This window comes from Devosia sp. (assembly GCF_041917035.1).
Taxonomy (GTDB): Bacteria; Pseudomonadota; Alphaproteobacteria; order Rhizobiales; family Devosiaceae; genus Devosia_A.
In genome coordinates this window covers 1-15,766 of the sequence record NZ_JAYRYM010000012.1, presented here as the reverse complement: position 1 = coordinate 15,766, position 15,766 = coordinate 1, and the positions used below count along the sequence as shown (strand labels likewise).

The 15,766-nt window shown below is 65.2% G+C and carries 15 protein-coding genes, 2 tRNA genes and 2 pseudogenes; 11 read left to right on the top strand and 8 right to left on the bottom strand.

Features of this window, described 5'->3' with window-relative positions; all coding sequences use genetic code 11:
- Nucleotides 1–26: 26 nt before the first annotated feature.
- Nucleotides 27–653 (bottom strand): TetR/AcrR family transcriptional regulator, encoded by a 627-nt coding sequence (locus tag ACE3TU_RS02865; protein WP_374619968.1) that lies wholly within the window; start codon nt 651–653, stop codon nt 27–29.
- Between the two features lie 98 nt (nt 654–751).
- On the opposite strand from ACE3TU_RS02865, the pseudogene ACE3TU_RS02860 reads away from it, so the two are divergent.
- The 7 genes and pseudogenes from ACE3TU_RS02860 (at nt 752) to ACE3TU_RS02830 (ending at nt 6,942) form a co-directional block, all read left to right on the top strand.
- Nucleotides 752–2,004 (top strand): annotated as a pseudogene (locus ACE3TU_RS02860) (sarcosine oxidase subunit beta family protein).
- 67 nt (nt 2,005–2,071) lie between these two features.
- Nucleotides 2,072–2,296 carry a sarcosine oxidase subunit delta gene (locus ACE3TU_RS02855; protein ID WP_374619966.1) on the top strand — a complete coding sequence of 75 codons (225 nt, stop codon included), beginning with the start codon at nt 2,072–2,074 and terminating at the stop codon, nt 2,294–2,296.
- Nucleotides 2,293–3,753, top strand: a complete 1,461-nt coding sequence (locus ACE3TU_RS02850) for a 2Fe-2S iron-sulfur cluster-binding protein (protein WP_374619965.1) — start codon at nt 2,293–2,295, stop codon at nt 3,751–3,753. The genes ACE3TU_RS02855 and ACE3TU_RS02850 overlap by 4 nt, the downstream gene beginning before the upstream one ends.
- A gap of 8 nt (nt 3,754–3,761) precedes the next feature.
- The gene (locus ACE3TU_RS02845) at nt 3,762–5,216 is read left to right on the top strand and encodes a glycine cleavage T C-terminal barrel domain-containing protein (protein WP_374619990.1); all 1,455 of its coding nucleotides are present in this window, start codon (nt 3,762–3,764) and stop codon (nt 5,214–5,216) included.
- Nucleotides 5,217–5,257: 41 nt separating this feature from the next.
- Nucleotides 5,258–5,473 carry a hypothetical protein gene (locus ACE3TU_RS02840; RefSeq protein WP_374619963.1) on the top strand — a complete coding sequence of 72 codons (216 nt, stop codon included), beginning with the start codon at nt 5,258–5,260 and terminating at the stop codon, nt 5,471–5,473.
- A 207-nt stretch (nt 5,474–5,680) separates the two neighbouring features.
- Nucleotides 5,681–6,148, top strand: a complete 468-nt coding sequence (locus tag ACE3TU_RS02835; RefSeq protein ID WP_374619960.1) for a hypothetical protein — start codon at nt 5,681–5,683, stop codon at nt 6,146–6,148.
- Nucleotides 6,145–6,942 (top strand): hypothetical protein, encoded by a 798-nt coding sequence (locus tag ACE3TU_RS02830; RefSeq protein ID WP_374619957.1) that lies wholly within the window; start codon nt 6,145–6,147, stop codon nt 6,940–6,942. Before ACE3TU_RS02835 ends, ACE3TU_RS02830 begins: the two co-directional genes overlap by 4 nt.
- Here ACE3TU_RS02830 and ACE3TU_RS02825 read toward each other — a convergent pair.
- Nucleotides 6,827–8,016 (bottom strand): IS3 family transposase gene (locus ACE3TU_RS02825; RefSeq protein WP_374619954.1). Its coding sequence is split into 2 segments (ribosomal slippage): nt 6,827–7,761 and nt 7,761–8,016, totalling 1,191 coding nucleotides; the frame shifts between segments, so codons are not numbered across the junction. The two genes, ACE3TU_RS02830 and ACE3TU_RS02825, sit on opposite strands and share 116 nt — an antisense overlap.
- A gap of 108 nt (nt 8,017–8,124) precedes the next feature.
- Between ACE3TU_RS02825 and ACE3TU_RS02820 the strand changes: the two genes are divergently transcribed.
- Nucleotides 8,125–9,297: a hypothetical protein gene (locus ACE3TU_RS02820; RefSeq protein ID WP_374619993.1), complete on the top strand. Its 1,173-nt coding sequence runs from the start codon at nt 8,125–8,127 to the stop codon at nt 9,295–9,297.
- Complete coding sequence (locus tag ACE3TU_RS02815; protein WP_374619987.1) at nt 9,194–10,210, top strand: hypothetical protein; 1,017 nt, start codon at nt 9,194–9,196, stop codon at nt 10,208–10,210. Before ACE3TU_RS02820 ends, ACE3TU_RS02815 begins: the two co-directional genes overlap by 104 nt.
- 36 nt (nt 10,211–10,246) lie before the next feature.
- Here ACE3TU_RS02815 and ACE3TU_RS02810 read toward each other — a convergent pair whose 3' ends face one another.
- The 4 genes and pseudogenes from ACE3TU_RS02810 to ACE3TU_RS02795 all read right to left on the bottom strand — a co-directional run.
- The gene (locus ACE3TU_RS02810) at nt 10,247–11,359 is read right to left on the bottom strand and encodes a Fic family protein (protein ID WP_374619952.1); all 1,113 of its coding nucleotides are present in this window, start codon (nt 11,357–11,359) and stop codon (nt 10,247–10,249) included.
- A 169-nt stretch (nt 11,360–11,528) separates the two neighbouring features.
- Nucleotides 11,529–11,873, bottom strand: a complete 345-nt coding sequence (locus ACE3TU_RS02805) for a hypothetical protein (protein ID WP_374619950.1) — start codon at nt 11,871–11,873, stop codon at nt 11,529–11,531.
- A 249-nt stretch (nt 11,874–12,122) separates the two neighbouring features.
- Nucleotides 12,123–12,872, bottom strand: coding sequence for an AIPR family protein (locus ACE3TU_RS02800; RefSeq protein WP_374619948.1), 750 nt, complete (start codon nt 12,870–12,872; stop codon nt 12,123–12,125).
- Nucleotides 12,873–12,891: 19 nt separating this feature from the next.
- Nucleotides 12,892–12,984 (bottom strand): annotated as a pseudogene (locus tag ACE3TU_RS02795) (AIPR family protein); the annotation flags it as partial.
- Between the two features lie 172 nt (nt 12,985–13,156).
- Between ACE3TU_RS02795 and ACE3TU_RS02790 the strand changes: the two are divergent.
- Nucleotides 13,157–14,032, top strand: coding sequence for a recombinase zinc beta ribbon domain-containing protein (locus tag ACE3TU_RS02790; protein ID WP_374619946.1), 876 nt, complete (start codon nt 13,157–13,159; stop codon nt 14,030–14,032).
- Nucleotides 14,033–14,396: 364 nt separating this feature from the next.
- Here the strand turns inward: ACE3TU_RS02790 and ACE3TU_RS02785 are convergent.
- A tRNA-Glu gene (locus tag ACE3TU_RS02785) sits at nt 14,397–14,471 on the bottom strand.
- Nucleotides 14,472–14,693: 222 nt separating this feature from the next.
- Here ACE3TU_RS02785 and ACE3TU_RS02780 point away from each other — a divergent pair.
- Nucleotides 14,694–15,494 carry a class I SAM-dependent methyltransferase gene (locus ACE3TU_RS02780; RefSeq protein WP_374619943.1) on the top strand — a complete coding sequence of 267 codons (801 nt, stop codon included), beginning with the start codon at nt 14,694–14,696 and terminating at the stop codon, nt 15,492–15,494.
- A gap of 11 nt (nt 15,495–15,505) precedes the next feature.
- Here ACE3TU_RS02780 and ACE3TU_RS02775 read toward each other — a convergent pair.
- Nucleotides 15,506–15,580 (bottom strand) — tRNA-Glu (locus tag ACE3TU_RS02775).
- Between the last annotated feature and the right edge of the window lie 186 nt (nt 15,581–15,766).

Sequence of the window (15,766 nt, the reverse complement as noted above, 5' to 3'; positions counted from 1 at the left end):
CCGTTTACGGACACCCGGCCGGCCCCTCAGGATCCCCGTCCGAGCAGCAGGTCGATATACGTCGGCAGCAGGTCGCGACGCGTCTCCGGCGATTCGCTGATGCGCAGCGCGTAGTAGCCGACCTGATGAAAGTAGGTGATCCGGGCCCGCACCAGCGCCTCCGGCTCGCCGTTGCCGAGGCGCCGGAAAATGCCGTGGAGCAGCTCGATGCGGCGTTCATCGACGCGTCGGACCGCCTCTTCCACCTTCGGCGAAGTGCGCGCCCAGTCGCGGATGGCCCAGTCGTAGGCCGGGCTGAATGCGCTCTCCTCCAGCCACACCATGCACACGTCGGCGAACTGCCGCTCGGGGTCGTCACCCGCCCCGGCGACCGCGTCGAAGAGCGGCCGGCTGTTGGTCTCCTCCCAATCGGCGAGAATCTCCGCCAGCAGCGCCTCGCGGTCCTTGAAGTGCCAGTAGAAGCTGCCGGTAGTGACGCCGAGCTGTCGGCGGATGATGTCGACCCTGACGCCGGCCAGACCGCCCTCGATGAAGGCCGCGCGGGCCGCGGCGATCCACTCCGCGCGCCCGAGACGCGCGTTGGAGACGCGGCCGGCACTGCGTTTGGGCGATATGGCGGCCGCGGTCTTGGGCTTGGTCTTGGGTCTGGACATGGCCCCAAACTCACGGGCTCGGGGCGCGATTGTCAAGTTCCATAAAGTACTCTACGGTGACTGCATCGCTCGGCCCGCTGCCGAGCTTCGAGGTTTGCATGGCACGCTATTCCGCCTGGCGCGTATTCCGCGAAGGCCTGTTCGGAAATCGCGGTTGGGATCCGGCCTGGCGGGCGCCGGCGCCGAAGCCGAAATACGACGTGGTGATCGTCGGCGGCGGCGGGCATGGGCTCGCCACCGCCTACTATCTCGCCAAGAACACGGGGTGCGGAACGTCGCGGTGCTCGAGCGGGGCTGGATCGGCGGCGGCAATTCGGGCCGCAACACCACGGTGGTCCGCTCGAACTACTACTATCCGCAGAGCATCGCGCTCTACGAGCTCGCCCTCGGGCTCTATGAGAAGCTCTCGCTCGAACTCAACTACAACGTCATGCTCAGCCAGCGCGGCTTCGTGATCGTCGGCCACACGCGCCACGACATGGAGATGATCGCACGGCTGACGGGCGCCATGCGGCTATTGGGCGTTGACGTGACCGAGCTCGACCGCGACGGCGTCGAGCGCCGCGTGCCGGCGCTCGATTGCTCGCCCCGGGCCCGATACCCGGTGCTGGGCGGGTTTACGCAGGGCCGCGCCGGCACGGCACGCCACGACGCGGTGGTCTGGGGCTACGCCCGGGCGGCGGATGCGCTGGGTGTCGACATCATCCAGAACTGCGAGGTCACGGGGTTCGAAAAAGGCGCGACCGGGCGCCTGCAGGCGGTCGAGACGAGCCTGGGCCGGATCGCATGCGACAAGGGGGCCATCGTCGTCGCCGGGCATTCCTCCGTGCTGGCCGAGAAAGCTGGCTTCCGCCTCCCCATCACCAGCTACGCGCTCCAGGCCTTCGTGACCGAGCCGGTCAAGCCTGTGCTGGACACGGTCTGTCTGTCGCTCGCGACGGGCGTCTACATCAGCCAGTCGGACAAGGGCGGGCTCGTGTTCGGCGGCGGCCTCGAACTCTATCCCTCCTACGCGCAGCGGGGCAACCTGCCGGTCGGGGCGCAAATCGTCGGTGCGGTGGCGGAACAATATCCTGCCTTCGGACGCATCCGGCTGCTGCGCCAATGGGCCGGCATCGTCGACGTGGTGCGCGACTCGAGTCCCATCATCGGCGAAAGCCCGCTGCCGGGCCTCCATCTCAATTGCGGCTGGGGGACGGGCGGCTTCAAGGCGATACCGGCCGGCGGCGTGCTGCTCGCCCACCATCTTGCGACGGGCCGCCCGCATCCCGTCGCCGAGCCGTTCGGGCTCGAACGCTTCGAGACCGGAGCGCTCATCGACGAAGCCGCCGGCGCCGGCATTTCCCACTAGGAGGGAGCACAATCGTGCTGCGAATAGACTGTCCCTGGTGCGGCCCGCGTGACGAGCCCGAATTCGTGTGCGGGGGGAGAGCCACATCACGCGTCCGGCCTTCGACCAGTCCGACGACCGCGCCTGGGCCGAGTATCTCTACTTTCGGAAGAACCCCAAGGGCGTGCACTTCGAGCGCTGGCTGCACCTGCATGGGTGCAGGCAGTGGTTCAACGTGGCGCGCGACACCCGAACCCACGCCATCCGCGCCGTCTACCGGATGGGCGAGAGACCGCCGGAGATGGTTCCGTGAGCGGCAGACGGATCGACGGCGGCGGCGACGTGGACTACGGCAAGCCCCTCGGCTTCAGCTTTGGCGGGAGGCAGTATCGCGGGCTTGCCGGCGATACCCTGGCCTCGGCGCTCCTCGCCAGCGGCGTGTCCGTGGTCGGGCGGTCGTTCAAGTATCACCGTCCGCGGGGCCTGCTCGCGGCTGGCGTCGAGGAGCCCAATGCGCTCGTCACGGTGACCACGGGTTCGCGGACCGAGCTCAACCTGCGCGCCACCGAGATCGAACTGACCGATGGGCTCGCGGCGCATCCGGTCAATTGCTGGCCCAGCGCCGATTTCGACGTGGGCGCGATCAACGGGGTGCTCGCGAGATTCCTGCCGGCGGGCTTTTACTACAAGACATTCATGTGGCCGGCCTGGCATCTGTTCGAGCCGTTCATCCGCCACGCGGCGGGGCTCGGGCGTCCGCCGCGGACACCGGACACCGAGCGCTACGACGCGCTGCATGCCCATTGCGACGTGCTCGTCGTGGGCGGCGGGCCGGCGGGGCTCGCAGCGGCGGTCGCCGCGTCCTCGGGCGGGGCCCGCGTCATCCTCGCCGAGCAGGAGCCGTTGCTCGGCGGCTCGCTGCGCTGGCAGGATGCGGAAATCGACAGTGGCACGGGCCGGGACTGGGTGGACGGGTGTTCCGCACTGCTGGCGGGTCGCGCCGACACACGGGTGCTCACCCGCACGGCAGCCATCGGCTATTTCGACCACAACGAAGTGGTCCTCGCACAGCGGCTGCCGGCAGGGTCGCGCACACACACGCGGCTGTGGCGCGTGCGGGCCAAGCGTGTGGTGCTGGCGACGGGTGCCTTCGAGCGGCCGCTGGTCTTTCCGGGCAACGACCGGCCGGGCGTGATGCTCTCCTCGGCGGTGCATCGTTACCTCGTGCAGTATGGGGCGCGGGCCGGCGAGAGTTTTGTCCCTTCACCAACAACGACGCCGCCTACGGCCTCGTCGAGCCCTTCCTTGCGCGCGGCGGGCGCGTCGCGGCGGTGGTGGATTGCCGCGAGGGCGATGGCGACGATGCCCGCGAGCGGATGCGCCGGCACGGGATCGACGTGTTCACCGGCGTCGTCGTCGGGACATCCGGTTCGCCCGGCCTTGCCGGCGTTCTTGTCCGCGATGCGAACGGACACGAGCGGCGCATCGCCGCCGACGTGCTCGCCATGTCGGGAGGGCACGATCCGGCCGTCCACCTGTTCCGCCAGTCGGGCGGCACATTGCGCTGGGAAGAGACGGCATGCCGCTTCCGGCCGGACCGATCCGGGCAGGCGGAGCAGTCGGCGGGCGCCTGCACCGGGGACATGTCGCTCGCCGGCGCGCTCGGTGCCGGGCACGAGGCCGGCCTCGATGCGGCGGCGAAAGCCGGGTTCCCCTCGGATGGTTCCGCCACCGCCCCGCGGACGGGCGCCGCGCAGCCGGCCGGGCTGACCGCGCCGTTGTGGCGGGTCGACGGCAGGGCCAAGGCCTTCGTCGATTTCCAGAACGACGTCACCGCCGCCGACATCGACCTCGCCGTGCGCGAGGGGTACGCCTCCATCGAGCATGTGAAGCGCTACACGACCCTCGGCATGGCCCCGGACCAGGGCCGAACCTCCAACATCAATGCGCTCGGTATCGTGAGCGAGCTGGTCGGCAAGACCCTCCCCGAGGTCGGTACGACCGGCTTCCGGTTCCCGTTCGTGCCGGTGCCGCTGAGCCTGTTTCGCGGGCGGCAGCGGGAGGCGCTGTTCCGCCCGGTCCGCCGCCTCGCGGCGCAGGACGGCCACGTCGCAGCCGGCGCGGTGTTCGAGGAATACGGCGACTGGCTGCGGCCCTCCTACTATCCGCGCCCGGGAGAGGACCGCGCGGCGGCGGAACGGCGGGAAGCCCTCGCCGTGCGCCATGCCGCGGGCCTCTTCGATGCGTCCCCGCTCGGCAAGATCGAGGTCAGGGGACCGGATGCGGCGACGTTCCTCGACCGCATCTACGCCAACACCGTGTCCACGCTCAAGATCGGCCGCCTGCGCTACGGCATCATGCTCAACGAGTTCGGCATCGTCATCGACGACGGCGTTGTCGCGCGCCTCGCCGAGGACTGCTTCCTCGTCGGAACGACAAGCAGCGGGGCCGGCCGTATCGCGGTGTGGCTCGAGGAATGGCTGCAATGCGAGTGGACCGATCTCGACGTGATCGTCGCGCCGGTCACTACCTCCCGCTCCGTCATGACGATCACCGGGCCGGCGGCGCGCGCTGTGTTGGGTGCGGTGGGCGTCGACTTCGATATCGGGGCGGAGGCGCTGCCGCACGTGAGCTTTCGCGACGGGCGCGTGGCCGGGCTGCCGGCCCGCGTGTCGCGCGTCAGCTTCACGGGCGAAGTGTCCTACGAGGTGGCGGTGCCGTGGAGCCAGGCCGAGCCGCTGCGGCAACGCCTCATGGATGCCGGAGGCAAGTTCGGCCTCACGCCGGTCGGCGTCGATGCCTGGATGCTCCTGCGGACCGAGAAAGGCTTCCTCCATGTGGGCGTCGATACCGACGGCACCACCACCGCACTCGATATCGGGTGGGGACATGTGCTCAAGCGGGGGGACGATTTCGTCGGCCGGCGCTCGCTCGTGCGACCCGCCGACCAGGCTGGCGACCGCTTCCAGTTCGTGGGTCTCGCCGACGCGGGTGGCGAGGGCGTGCTGCCCATAGGCGCACATCTTTGCCGCCCCGGCATATCGGCCGCGACGGAAGGCTTCGTGACCTCCTCCGGCTTCAGCCCGGTGCTGGGGCACGGGGTCGCGCTGGGGCTCGTCAAGGGGGGACGCGACCGCATCGGCGAGGTCCTCGAGCTCAAGGGCGGGCGCGGCGGCGGGCGGGTTCGTGTCGTCCGGCCGGGCGCCCCGCAATTGCCGACGAAGCCGGCCTAGCGGCAAATGCCGGGCGCGGCCGCCGCGACGGCTTTGCCGGCATGCTCGCCATTCACCCGCGGCAGGTCCCGATCATCAACGCAGCCTTCACGCCATCAGCGGCGGAGCTCGCCTGGGCCCACCGGGTCGTCGATGCCTTCGCCGCCAGTCCGGACAGAGGCGCTCTCGGCATCGACGGCCAGATGCTCGACCGGCCGCACCTCACGCGCGCACGGCGATTGCTTGATCTGTCGCGGCCAACGGCCTTCAGGTCCTGAGGAGGGAAGGGGAGGCGAGCAATCGCATTGCGAGCCGCACTTGCGCCCCTGGCGTTCCGTATCAGCGAAGTGCCTGAAAAGACTGGCGCGCCCGGATGGCGCGACTTCGAACTTAACTCTAGCCGAGTCGGCTGAGCTGTTTGAAGTCCTATCATCGTGGAACACCACCCTTGAACGGCGGCAGACGCCGCTTTCGGGGAGTGGTCCATGTCCAAGCCCCTAAAGCATCCGAGCCCCCTTTCCGTAAGGCTGACCCAGGCCGAACGGGACGCGCTCCTGGCGCGGGCTGGCAGACAGACCCTGTCGGCCTACGTCAAACAGTGCCTGTTCGATACCGGGCCGATCACGCCGCGCAACAACGGTCTGACGCTCGCGAACCAAACGTTACTCGCGCATCTGCTGGCGACTTTGGGCGCAAGCCAGCTTGCGTCGAACCTGGATCGCCTCGCGAGGGAAGCCGAAGACGGCGAACTGTTTCCCGATGACGACACGATCATGCGCCTGCGTGAGGCGTGTGACGACGTGCGCCTGATGCACAACGCGCTGATGCGCGGGCTCGGGAAGAGGGAGAAGAAGCCCAGTTACCGGCAGGTGCAGGCGGCAAAGGCGTTCAACGCCGCGTCGGACCCATCCTGCGCAGAGGCTTCGGATGACGAGCCGGAGGATGACGAATGATCCTCAAGGGCTCGCAACGCGGCGGCGCCGGAGCGCTCGCGAAGCATCTGCTCCGCACCGACGAGAACGAACACGTCACCGTCGAGCAGCTGCGGGGCTTTGTGTCTGACAATCTGTCAGACGCGCTGGCGGAAGCTGAGGCGATTGCGAAGGGCAAAGTCTTCTCGGTGTCGCGATACACGGGGATCAAACGGAAAGACCTGGAAGGGCGGCTGGGTAGTCCCCGGAATCTTCTGACGCTTGATGCGCTTCGGACCGACAGCATGCTCGTGCCGACAACGGTCGAGCTTGAGGCGCTTCGCGAACAGCGCAGACGGCATCGCCGGGAACTGACGCCGCTCAAATGGGCACGGCGCAAAATCGTGCGCGCGCAACGCATCGAGCGTGCGCAGGCCGTTCAGCGTCACCAGAAGAGGCGTGGCACAACGAAAACAAGCCGCGTGCCCGGAGCACTGAAGCTGCCCCGGCATTTGAGCGCACACACGGTGCCCCAGCTGGCCGCTTCTCTTTCTCGCGTGGCATGTTGCTTAGGTGAATCCAGTCCGGTGGATTTGGTCGACCCGGTCCTTCTTGCCTTCTGGAACGTGCTCTATTCGGTCGGCGTCAGTCAAAGCGCCTTTCACTTCAAGATCGCGACTTTCCGGCGTCCAGCGCCAGACCTGACGTTGCCCCCAACCTCTATCCAGCGTGACGGAGACTCGGGCGGTTGGTTTGGCCGATCTGGCCGTGGTGAGCGACGGGGGCTGGTGCGGAGCCTTGCATTGAGCGCAGCGCCAGATCCCGTCGCGGGTTGAAGGTCTCGGCGTATTCAGCCGGGGTGAGCCAGCCGAGCCGGGAGTGAGGTCGGTTGAGGTTGTAGTCGGCCCTCCAGGACGCCACGTTCGCCCTCACCTGTGAGAGCGAGGGGAACAGCGTTTCGTTGAGCAGCTCGTCCCGTAGCCGTCCGTTGAAGCTCTCGATGAAGGCGTTCTGGATCGGCTTGCCCGGAGCGATGTAGTGCCAGTCGATGCGCTGCCGATCGGCGAAGCCGAGGATGGCGTTCGAGGTGAACTCGGTGCCGTTATCACTGACGATCATCCGGGGCCGGCCACGGCTGGCAATGAGGGTCTCAAGCTCCCTTGCCACCCGCAGCCCCGACAACGATGTGTCGGCGACGAGCGCCAGGCACTCGCGAGTGCAGTCATCGACCACCGTGAGCACCCGGAACCGGCGGCCGTCGGTGAGCTGATCGGACACGAAGTCCAGCGACCTCCGGTCGTTGGGCTGCATCGGGATCAGCATCGGCGCCCTGGTGCCCATGGCCCGCTTGCGGCCACCTCGCCGGCGCACAGTCAGCTTCTCTTCCCGATAGATGCGGAACAACCGCTTGTGGTTGACCACATGACCCTCGCGCTTGAGCAGCACATGCAGCCGACGATAGCCGAACCGTCGCCGCTCATGGGCAATGGCTTTCATCCGCTCGCGCAGGGCCATGTCATCGGTGCGAAGCGCCCGATAGCGCATCGTCATCCGGCAGCAGCTCAACACTCGGCACGCCCGCCGCTCGCTCATCCCAAACGCAGTCTGGAGATGGGCGACGGCATCTCGCTCGGCAGCGGGCGTCACCATTTTTCTCCAAGAAGATCCTTCAGCGCCGAGTTGTCCAGCATGGCATCGGCGAGCAGCTTCTTGAGCCGGGCATTCTCGTCCTCAAGCGCCTTCAGCTTCCTGGCCTCGCTGACGTCCATGCCGCCATACTTGGCCTTCCAGTTGTAGAGGCTGGCATTGCTCACGCCGTGCTTGCGGCAAAGGTCCGCGACCGGAACCCCCGCCTCGTGCTCCTTCAATATCCCGATGATCTGCTCTTCGGTGAACCTGCTGCGCTTCATCTCTGGTCCTTGTCGTGGGGCCAGAGCCTACTTCAAACTGGATTAGCTGCAGGGGGCAACGTCAGCGTCAGGATAAGCGTAATAACGTTACAAGTATAGGTATATGAAATGCTGCCCCCGATTCTGGAAATATATGTTGTTTGGCATCCGAAGGATACCGCTGGGGCGAGTATTGCGGCGGCTATCGTCGATCATTTCCACGGCACGCCTTTCACCGGGCTGATCGGCGGGGCGATAGAGGTGCTCGTCCGGACCGAGCCCTGGGATGCAAGTGGGGTGCCTCGACCGCTGCCGCTGAACGATGGCGACTTGCCGCACGGTCTCGAACGCAGTGCATATATAGCAATCGTGCCTCTGATCGGGAATGAGATGGCGATGGCGGTCGGTGGCGACGACGCCTGGCGCGTGTATGCAGAGCGGATGCGCAATGAAGCGGCAGCGCAGAAGGGCGTGGCCAGCGTTTTTCCCTACACGTTGAACGATGGCGCGATGAACGGTACCGATGTCGGGGCGATACTTGGCGGCTTCCAGCGCGTCGGTGCTGCCGACCCAGAGGTCGAGGGCGAGGATGCGATCTCGCTGCTTTGCCGTGACCTGACGCAGGGGTTAGCGCAGGAGCTCAGTTCCGACGAGGGCGACCGCCTCCAGGTCTTTATCAGCCACACCAAGCACGCGCGGAAAGGCGACGAAGAGGACACGAGAAAGGCCGTCGATCTGGTGCGCGACACGATTGCCAAGACGCGGTTGCGCGACTTCTTCGATATGAGCGATCTTCAGCCTGGACGCGATTGGGACAAGACGCTGCGCGACAATGCTGCCACGAGTGCCTTGCTCGCTATCAGGACCGACCTGTATCCGAGTCGCGAATGGTGTCAGCGCGAGGTGCGTATTTCGAACGAATCCGGCATGCCGGTGATATTCATGGATGCGCCGGGTCCCGGCGAGGAGCGCGGCTCTTTCCTGATGGACCATGTACCTCGCATCCCCGTTGGAAAGACAAATGGGGAGTGGAACAAGGCCGACGTGTATCGGGCGCTGAACGCACTTGTGGACGAGAGTCTCAAGCGCGTTCTTTGGCGGCGACAGAAGGAGCTGTCGGAAAAGGGGGGCGAAATGGCGGTCGGCCGGTGGGCACCCCACGCGCCGGAGCCGGTCACGTTACTCGCGTGGTTGTCGGATCGTATGCTGCCGGTGCTCCGCTCACGAAGGAGGAACACGTCCTGGTTCTTCATCCCGACCCACCGCTCGGTCCGGACGAGAGACTCGTGCTCGATCGCGTGATGGAAGCGACGGGTACCGGAGCGACGCTCGACGTGGTCACGCCTCGTCTGTTGGCCGCGAGGGGCGGATAGATGGCACTCCTGGGACCCGAGGCACTCCGCGGCATACGGTTGGGGATTTCGGTGTCGGACAGTCCCGATCTCGGGCGGCTTGGCTGGAGCAGCATTTCCGGCTGGCCCTCGGGGAGATCGCGCGCGCCATTCTGATAGCGGGCGGCGAGGCGACCTACGGCGGATACACAGACCCCGAGGGTTACGGGGCATATCTGGCGTCGGAGCTTCAGCGTTTTGCGCGCCGTGATCGGCCGTTTCACGCGGTGCTGGCTTGGCCCGAGCATCGGCGCATGACGGTAGAGCGGCTGAAAGCATTCGAAGACAGCCTGGGTCTTTATGGTGACCTGACGTTCCTCGATGCCGAAGGTAACAAGATCGACGATCCGTACGCGGGCCGCGACGGAGTAGCGGAGCCGGTGGCGGATATTGAGGAAGTCAAAGGAAGCCTGTCTTCGATGAGGCGCATGGTCACGGCCTCGACCGGGGGAAGGATCCTTCTCGGAGGAAGAGTAACCGGTTTCGTCGGCGATCTTCCCGGTGTGGTGGAAGAATTCCTTGTGTCGGTGGATGCTGGTCAGCCCGTTTATCTTGCGGGCGGATTCGAAGGTGCTGCGGGCGACATAGCCGTAGAGTCCGTGCTTCGCGGAAACGCATGGGCGCCCGCGCGTCCCGATCCAGACAAGCGGTACGCGGCTGCTATGGAGGTCGTGCGCAGTGTTCCGAAGGACCGAATTGCGCGGAGCCTGGACAACGGGCTGACGGAGGAGGAGCAGCGGCGACTGGCGGTAACGCACCGCGCCAGTGAAATCGCCGCACTAGTCAGCCTGGGCGTCGGGCGGCGGTTGGCATCCGCGAAGTGACCTGACCAAGGTTGGCGGTGCGGGCCGGGATCGGTCCTAGTCACCTTCGACCAGGGCGTAGTTTGTGCTGCGCCCGCCGCCTGGCTCCTTCGCGAGAATGCCGCGTTCAAGCAGGTCGCCGATGTCGCGCAGGGCGGTGTCGGGCGAACACTTCTCAATGATGGCCCACTTGCCGGAGGTGAGCTTGCCGGTGAAGCCATCGAGCAATCGGTTGATCATGTCGCGTTGCCGGTCGTTGAACGGCGCCTGAGCATGCTTCTCCCAGAAGCGTGCCTTGGCCAGCACCTTCGCAAGGATGCCTTCCGCGCCATCAAGTGCACGATCAAGGCAACCCAGGAACCAGCTCAGCCACTCGGTGATATCCAGGCTGCCTTTCTGGGTGTGTTCCAGAATGTCGTAGTAGGCACCGCGCTCGACGCGTATCTGCGCGGACATGCTGTAGAAGCGCTGCGGGCTTTGCTCCGACCGGGCGAGCGCCATGTCGGCAATCGCGCGCGCGACGCGACCATTGCCATCATCGAACGGATGGATGGTCACGAACCACAGATGTGCGACGGCGGCTTTCAGCATGAGGTCGTAGCCGGACCTGGCTTCGAACCAATCGAGGAACGCCGCCACTTCATCATCAAGACGTTGCGCGGGTGGCGCCTGGTAGTGAACTTTCTCGCGCCCCATCGGCCCCGAGACCACCTGCATGGGACCGGTCCTGTCATCGCGCCATGCCCCGACAGTGATCTTCGTCATGCCGCTGCGACCTGTCGGGAACAACGACGCGTGCCAGGCGAGAAGGCGGTCCTTGGTCAAGGGCGCGGCGTAGTTCTGCGTGGCGTCGAGCATCATTTCGACAACACCCTCGACATTGCGGTCAGCGGGCGGCAGCGCCCCGACATCCATGCCAAGACGGCGCGCTATGGAGGAGCGGACCTGCTCAGGATCAAGGGTTTCGCCTTCGATCTCGCTGGACTTGAGAACGTCCTGCGTCAGCGTCTGCAGCATGGCCTCGCCGCGCAGCTGGAACCCGAGGGCTTCCATGCGACCCACCAGGCGGCCCTGACGATGCCGCACGGACGCCAGGTGCTCTGACAGCGCCTTGTCATTCCAGCAAAACCGGGGCCAATCGGCCAATTCATAGACATAGGGGATAGTCATAATCTCCGCATCTCCTGCGGAGATTATGCGCCAGATTCGCCGCACGGGCAAGCTTATTCGCCGCGCTATATGCGGCGAATAACCACCTCATTCGCCGCATCGGAGCGACCTTCGCGATAACTTAAGCCCGCAGAGGGCCGTTCACGACAGTTGGGGGAGGCGCCCCTGATCAGTCCCAGCGGACCTCGGCGGCAAGGTATTCGAACATGACAATCCGGACGGTCATCAGCCCATCCTGTGTGACAGCATACCTGTAGATGCCGGGCTGCACGATGACCCACCCGTCAGCCAGATCCTGCCCCGTTGCAATACGGGTCATCATGCGACTGCCAACTTCAGGCCAGACGTCGATCGCCACGTTCTCGAAGTCGGCACGCTGCTCATCCGTCAGTTGCACAAGCGGAACAGCCGCGACGCTGGCAGGCTCGTCCCGCATCGGCTCACCATACTCAAACATCGCATGGCCGCGGGCATTCTTGAGAATGACGGCACGCACAGGCTCCAGCTCGGGCATCCACGTCACAGCGCCACCCGGCTGATCGGACACACGGCGGAAGCGTTCAACCCGCTGACGCATGTCCTTACTGTAGCTGAGGATGCGGGCAGCCGGAGGATGGACCTGCCTGTCCGGTTCGGTCGTACCGGCAAGGACACTTCCCAGAAAGGCTACGAGATACTGCTCATGCGGTGAAACGCTCCTGTCGTTGTATCAGAGAGGACCGCTCCGCAGTGTATGCGGCAAAATCCTCGACTTCTTCCATGATCAGCTTGGAGTCACCCCTTCACCCGCCAGCTTGTCGAGTATTTCCATGAGAACGGCGCTCTGGCGCTCGGTCGGGATTCGGGCGGGCATCTTTTCGGCAACCGCGAGGACACCCATCTCCTTCTCAGTCAGGAGCCTGCGCTTCGTTCCTTCCTGGAGAAGGTGACGCCATCCCGTCGCCCCGATCTCGATGACGCGCATCTGATCATTGATGCCGTTGTCGAGCTTCTGGATTTTGCGCGCGTCCTTCTTTTCGGATTTGATCTCGTCGGGCGACACCAGCTCGTCCCGGAAGCTGTCGGGGAGCACGCTGTCGAGGGTGGCAATGTTTGATCGGATGCGGGTCCAGGAGGCTTCCTTTTTTGCCCATTTGGAAATGTTCGAGATACCCTGCGGCGGGTTGGTCAGGTCGTCATTGACGAACTTCGCTGCTGTCGCGAGAGCTTCGGCAAGACCAGGCGGGACCGCCTGAGTGTCCCAGATACGGGCATAGTCGATTGCCTCCGCGCTCTGCCGACAGACCTCGGCAATCGAGGCGATGGCGTAAGCAACGATGTTTGCGCGATAGCTACCGTTGTACCAGCTCTGCTCAGAAACGAGCTTTTCGGTTGTCCGAAAAATGATCGCCCGCGCGACAGCACGGCGGAAATAGAACTCGTTGAAGGCGTCGGGCGCGGTCGGGGACGAGGTCCATTCCTTGCCGATCCGGCCCGCGAACCGCGCGAAGTTTTTCTGGGCACCGAGGTTCACGAAATCGCGGATTGTCGTCCCAGACATTCTCAAATTTGGCCAGGTCCGTTTTGGCGAACATCTGGGATTTCGGATTCTCGGCCTTGAAGCGCCGCTGATCCGCAGGCGTGAGCTTTGCCTGGGCTTCACGTGATCGCCACGTTCTCGGACGACATTACCGGCACGGTCGCGAGCCGACGTGGCATGGGGACGACATGCTGGCATTCCTGAAAAAGCATAAGGGTCGCGGCATCACGGTCATCTGGGATGCGGGTATCGAGACTGGCGCGTGATCGGCGCACATATTGGGAATTAAAGGATGCGATTGTCGCGCTCGGCTGCAGGCCAGCACGCCGACCATCGAATATGGCGAAGACGCCGCGTCTCAGTTCAGGGAGGGACTTGAGGTTGAGTTTTCCCAGTACGAAAGCCGGAGCAACGGTGAGCGAACCATTGGCCGGATGAAGGCCCGGCTCGAGGCCGGTTATGCTGTCTTCGCAGCGCCCGTTGGCTATCGGTATCGGACCATCACGGGGCAGGGAAAGATGCTGAAACGCGAAGTGCCCGCCGCGACTGTCGTGAAGGCCGCTCTGGAAGACTACGCCAATGGTGTCCTGGAAACGCAGGCGGATGTCGTGCGCGTCCTCCAGGACAACCCTCTGTTTCCGAAAGACTCCACCGGAATTGTTCGGCATAGCCGTGTGGGCGAGATGCTGGCGAACTGCGTGTATGCAGGACTGGTTGAGTCGCCCAAGTGGGGCTTGTCACGCAGGCAGGGGCTGCACGAGGGACTGATCAGCGTTCAGACGTTTCAGCGCATCCAGGATCGCCTCAGCGGTGCGAGTTATGCGCCACGCCGAAGGAACCTCGATGAGAGCTTCCCGCTTCGGGGCTTTGTCGTTTGCGCGGACTGCGGAACGCTACTGACAGCTTGCTGGTCGACCGGAAAGACGAAGTGCCATGCGTATTACCTTTGCCCCAAGAGGGGGTGCGCGAGCTACGGAAAGTCGATCCGAAAAGATCAGATCGAAGGCGACATCGAGGCGTTGGTTCAGTCGGTAACGCCAAAGCCCAGCGTTGTGAAAGTCGCGACGCGAATATTCCGGGACCTTTGGGATAAGCGCCAGGCGAATGCCGCCGAGGAAAAGGCAGCACTCAAGGAGCGGCTTACGACGGTTTAGCGCGAGGTAGGTCGTCTTCTCGGCCTGATCGTTGAGGCGAGCTTACCGAGTGTGGTCGCGGCGTATGAGCAGCGCATCGAGGCGCTCGAAAATGAAAAGCTCGTCATACGCGAGAAGCTTCAGAGTTCGGGGCAGCCCAAGTCGACTATCGACGAGTCACCTAGAACGGCAATGGCCTTTCTGGCAAACCCCGGGATTCTATGGGCTTCCGGCCTGCTGGAGGACCGTCGGACGGTGATGAAACTCGTCTTTGGTGCACGGCCTGCGTATCATCGAAAAGAAGGAGTTAGAACTGTTGAGTTGTCTATGCCGTTCAAGGCCTTAGACAGTGTCCTAAGTCGTGCAATTGGTGGTGTTGGTGATTTGGCGCGCCCAAGGGGAATCGAACCCCTGTTCCCGCCGTGAGAGGGCGGTGTCCTGACCGCTAGACGATGGGCGCGGCGGACCTCTGGAAACGTCACCCAGTCGTGACGCGTCCGAAGCGCCGTGGGAGTAGCGCACCGGCCCGATCCTGTCAATGCGAGCCTGTCCGGCCGCTCGGGCCATCCACCGTGTCGACCGACGCACTCGTTCGGGACCCGGGCTGGTCGGGTGTCGGCTCTTGTCCTAGTATGCCCGCGCAGTCGGGGCAGGGAGGCGGATCGTGGAGCCTGAGGAGCAGATGTCAGCGAACGAGCAGTTCTCCGATGGGGCGGCCTATGAACGTCTGATGGGGCGCTGGAGCCGCGCGGTCGGCTCCGGCTTTCTCGATTGGTGTGCTCTTGCGCCTCGCCTCGCCTGGCTCGATGTCGGGTGTGGCAATGGCGCGTTCACTGAGGAAATCGTGCGCCGCGCGTCCCCGTCGAAGGTCGCCGGGGTCGATCCGGCGCCCGCGCAACTGGCCTTCGCACGGCACCGGCCCGGCGCGGCGGGGGCGACATTCGTCATCGGCGACGCGCAGGCGCTTCCCTTCGAGGACGGCAGTTTCGATGCGGCGGTGATGGCCTTGGTGATCGCCTTCATCCCCGACCCGGCGAAGGCGATGCTCGAAATGCGGCGGGTAACACGGCCGGGAGGCACCGTCGCTGCCTATATGTGGGACCTGCCGGGCGGCGGCCTGCCGCTGGCGCCCGTCTACAGGGCGCTCGCCGAGATCGGCCACGGGGCGCCGATGCCGCCTTCTGCGGCGGTCTCGGAACGCGAGTCGCTGGCCGGCTTGTGGCAAGGGGCGGGACTTGACGGCGTCGAGACCGCGGTGTTCCGCATCGAGGTGCGGTTCGACAGTTTCGAGGACTTCTGGCAGTCCAGTACGCTGCCGGTCGGTCCGCAGGCCGAGCGGATACGCTCGCTTTCACCGCAGGCCCGCGACACTCTCAGGGCGAGGCTGATGGCCGCCTTCCCCGGGGCGGCAGACGGCAGCATCACCTACGACGCCGTTGCGAACGCCGTCAGGGGGCGGGTACCGCAGCAACTCGGGCGATAACAGGGGGGAAATGGCGCGCCCTAGGGGAGTCGAACCCCTCTCTGCACCGTGAAAGGGTGCCGTCCTAACCGATAGACGAAGGGCGCCGCGGAGTGGCGTCCGTATAGGGGCGTTCCCCCTGACGCGCAAGTGCATTTTCGGCGCTTCAGCAGCCTGAGAACGTCACCGGCTTGCTCCAGCCGCGCGGCCGGTCTCGCACGTCTATGTGGATGAAATTGCGGCCCGGATAGCAGCCGAGCCCACCCACGCCCTTGTTGCGCATGGCGTAGGCG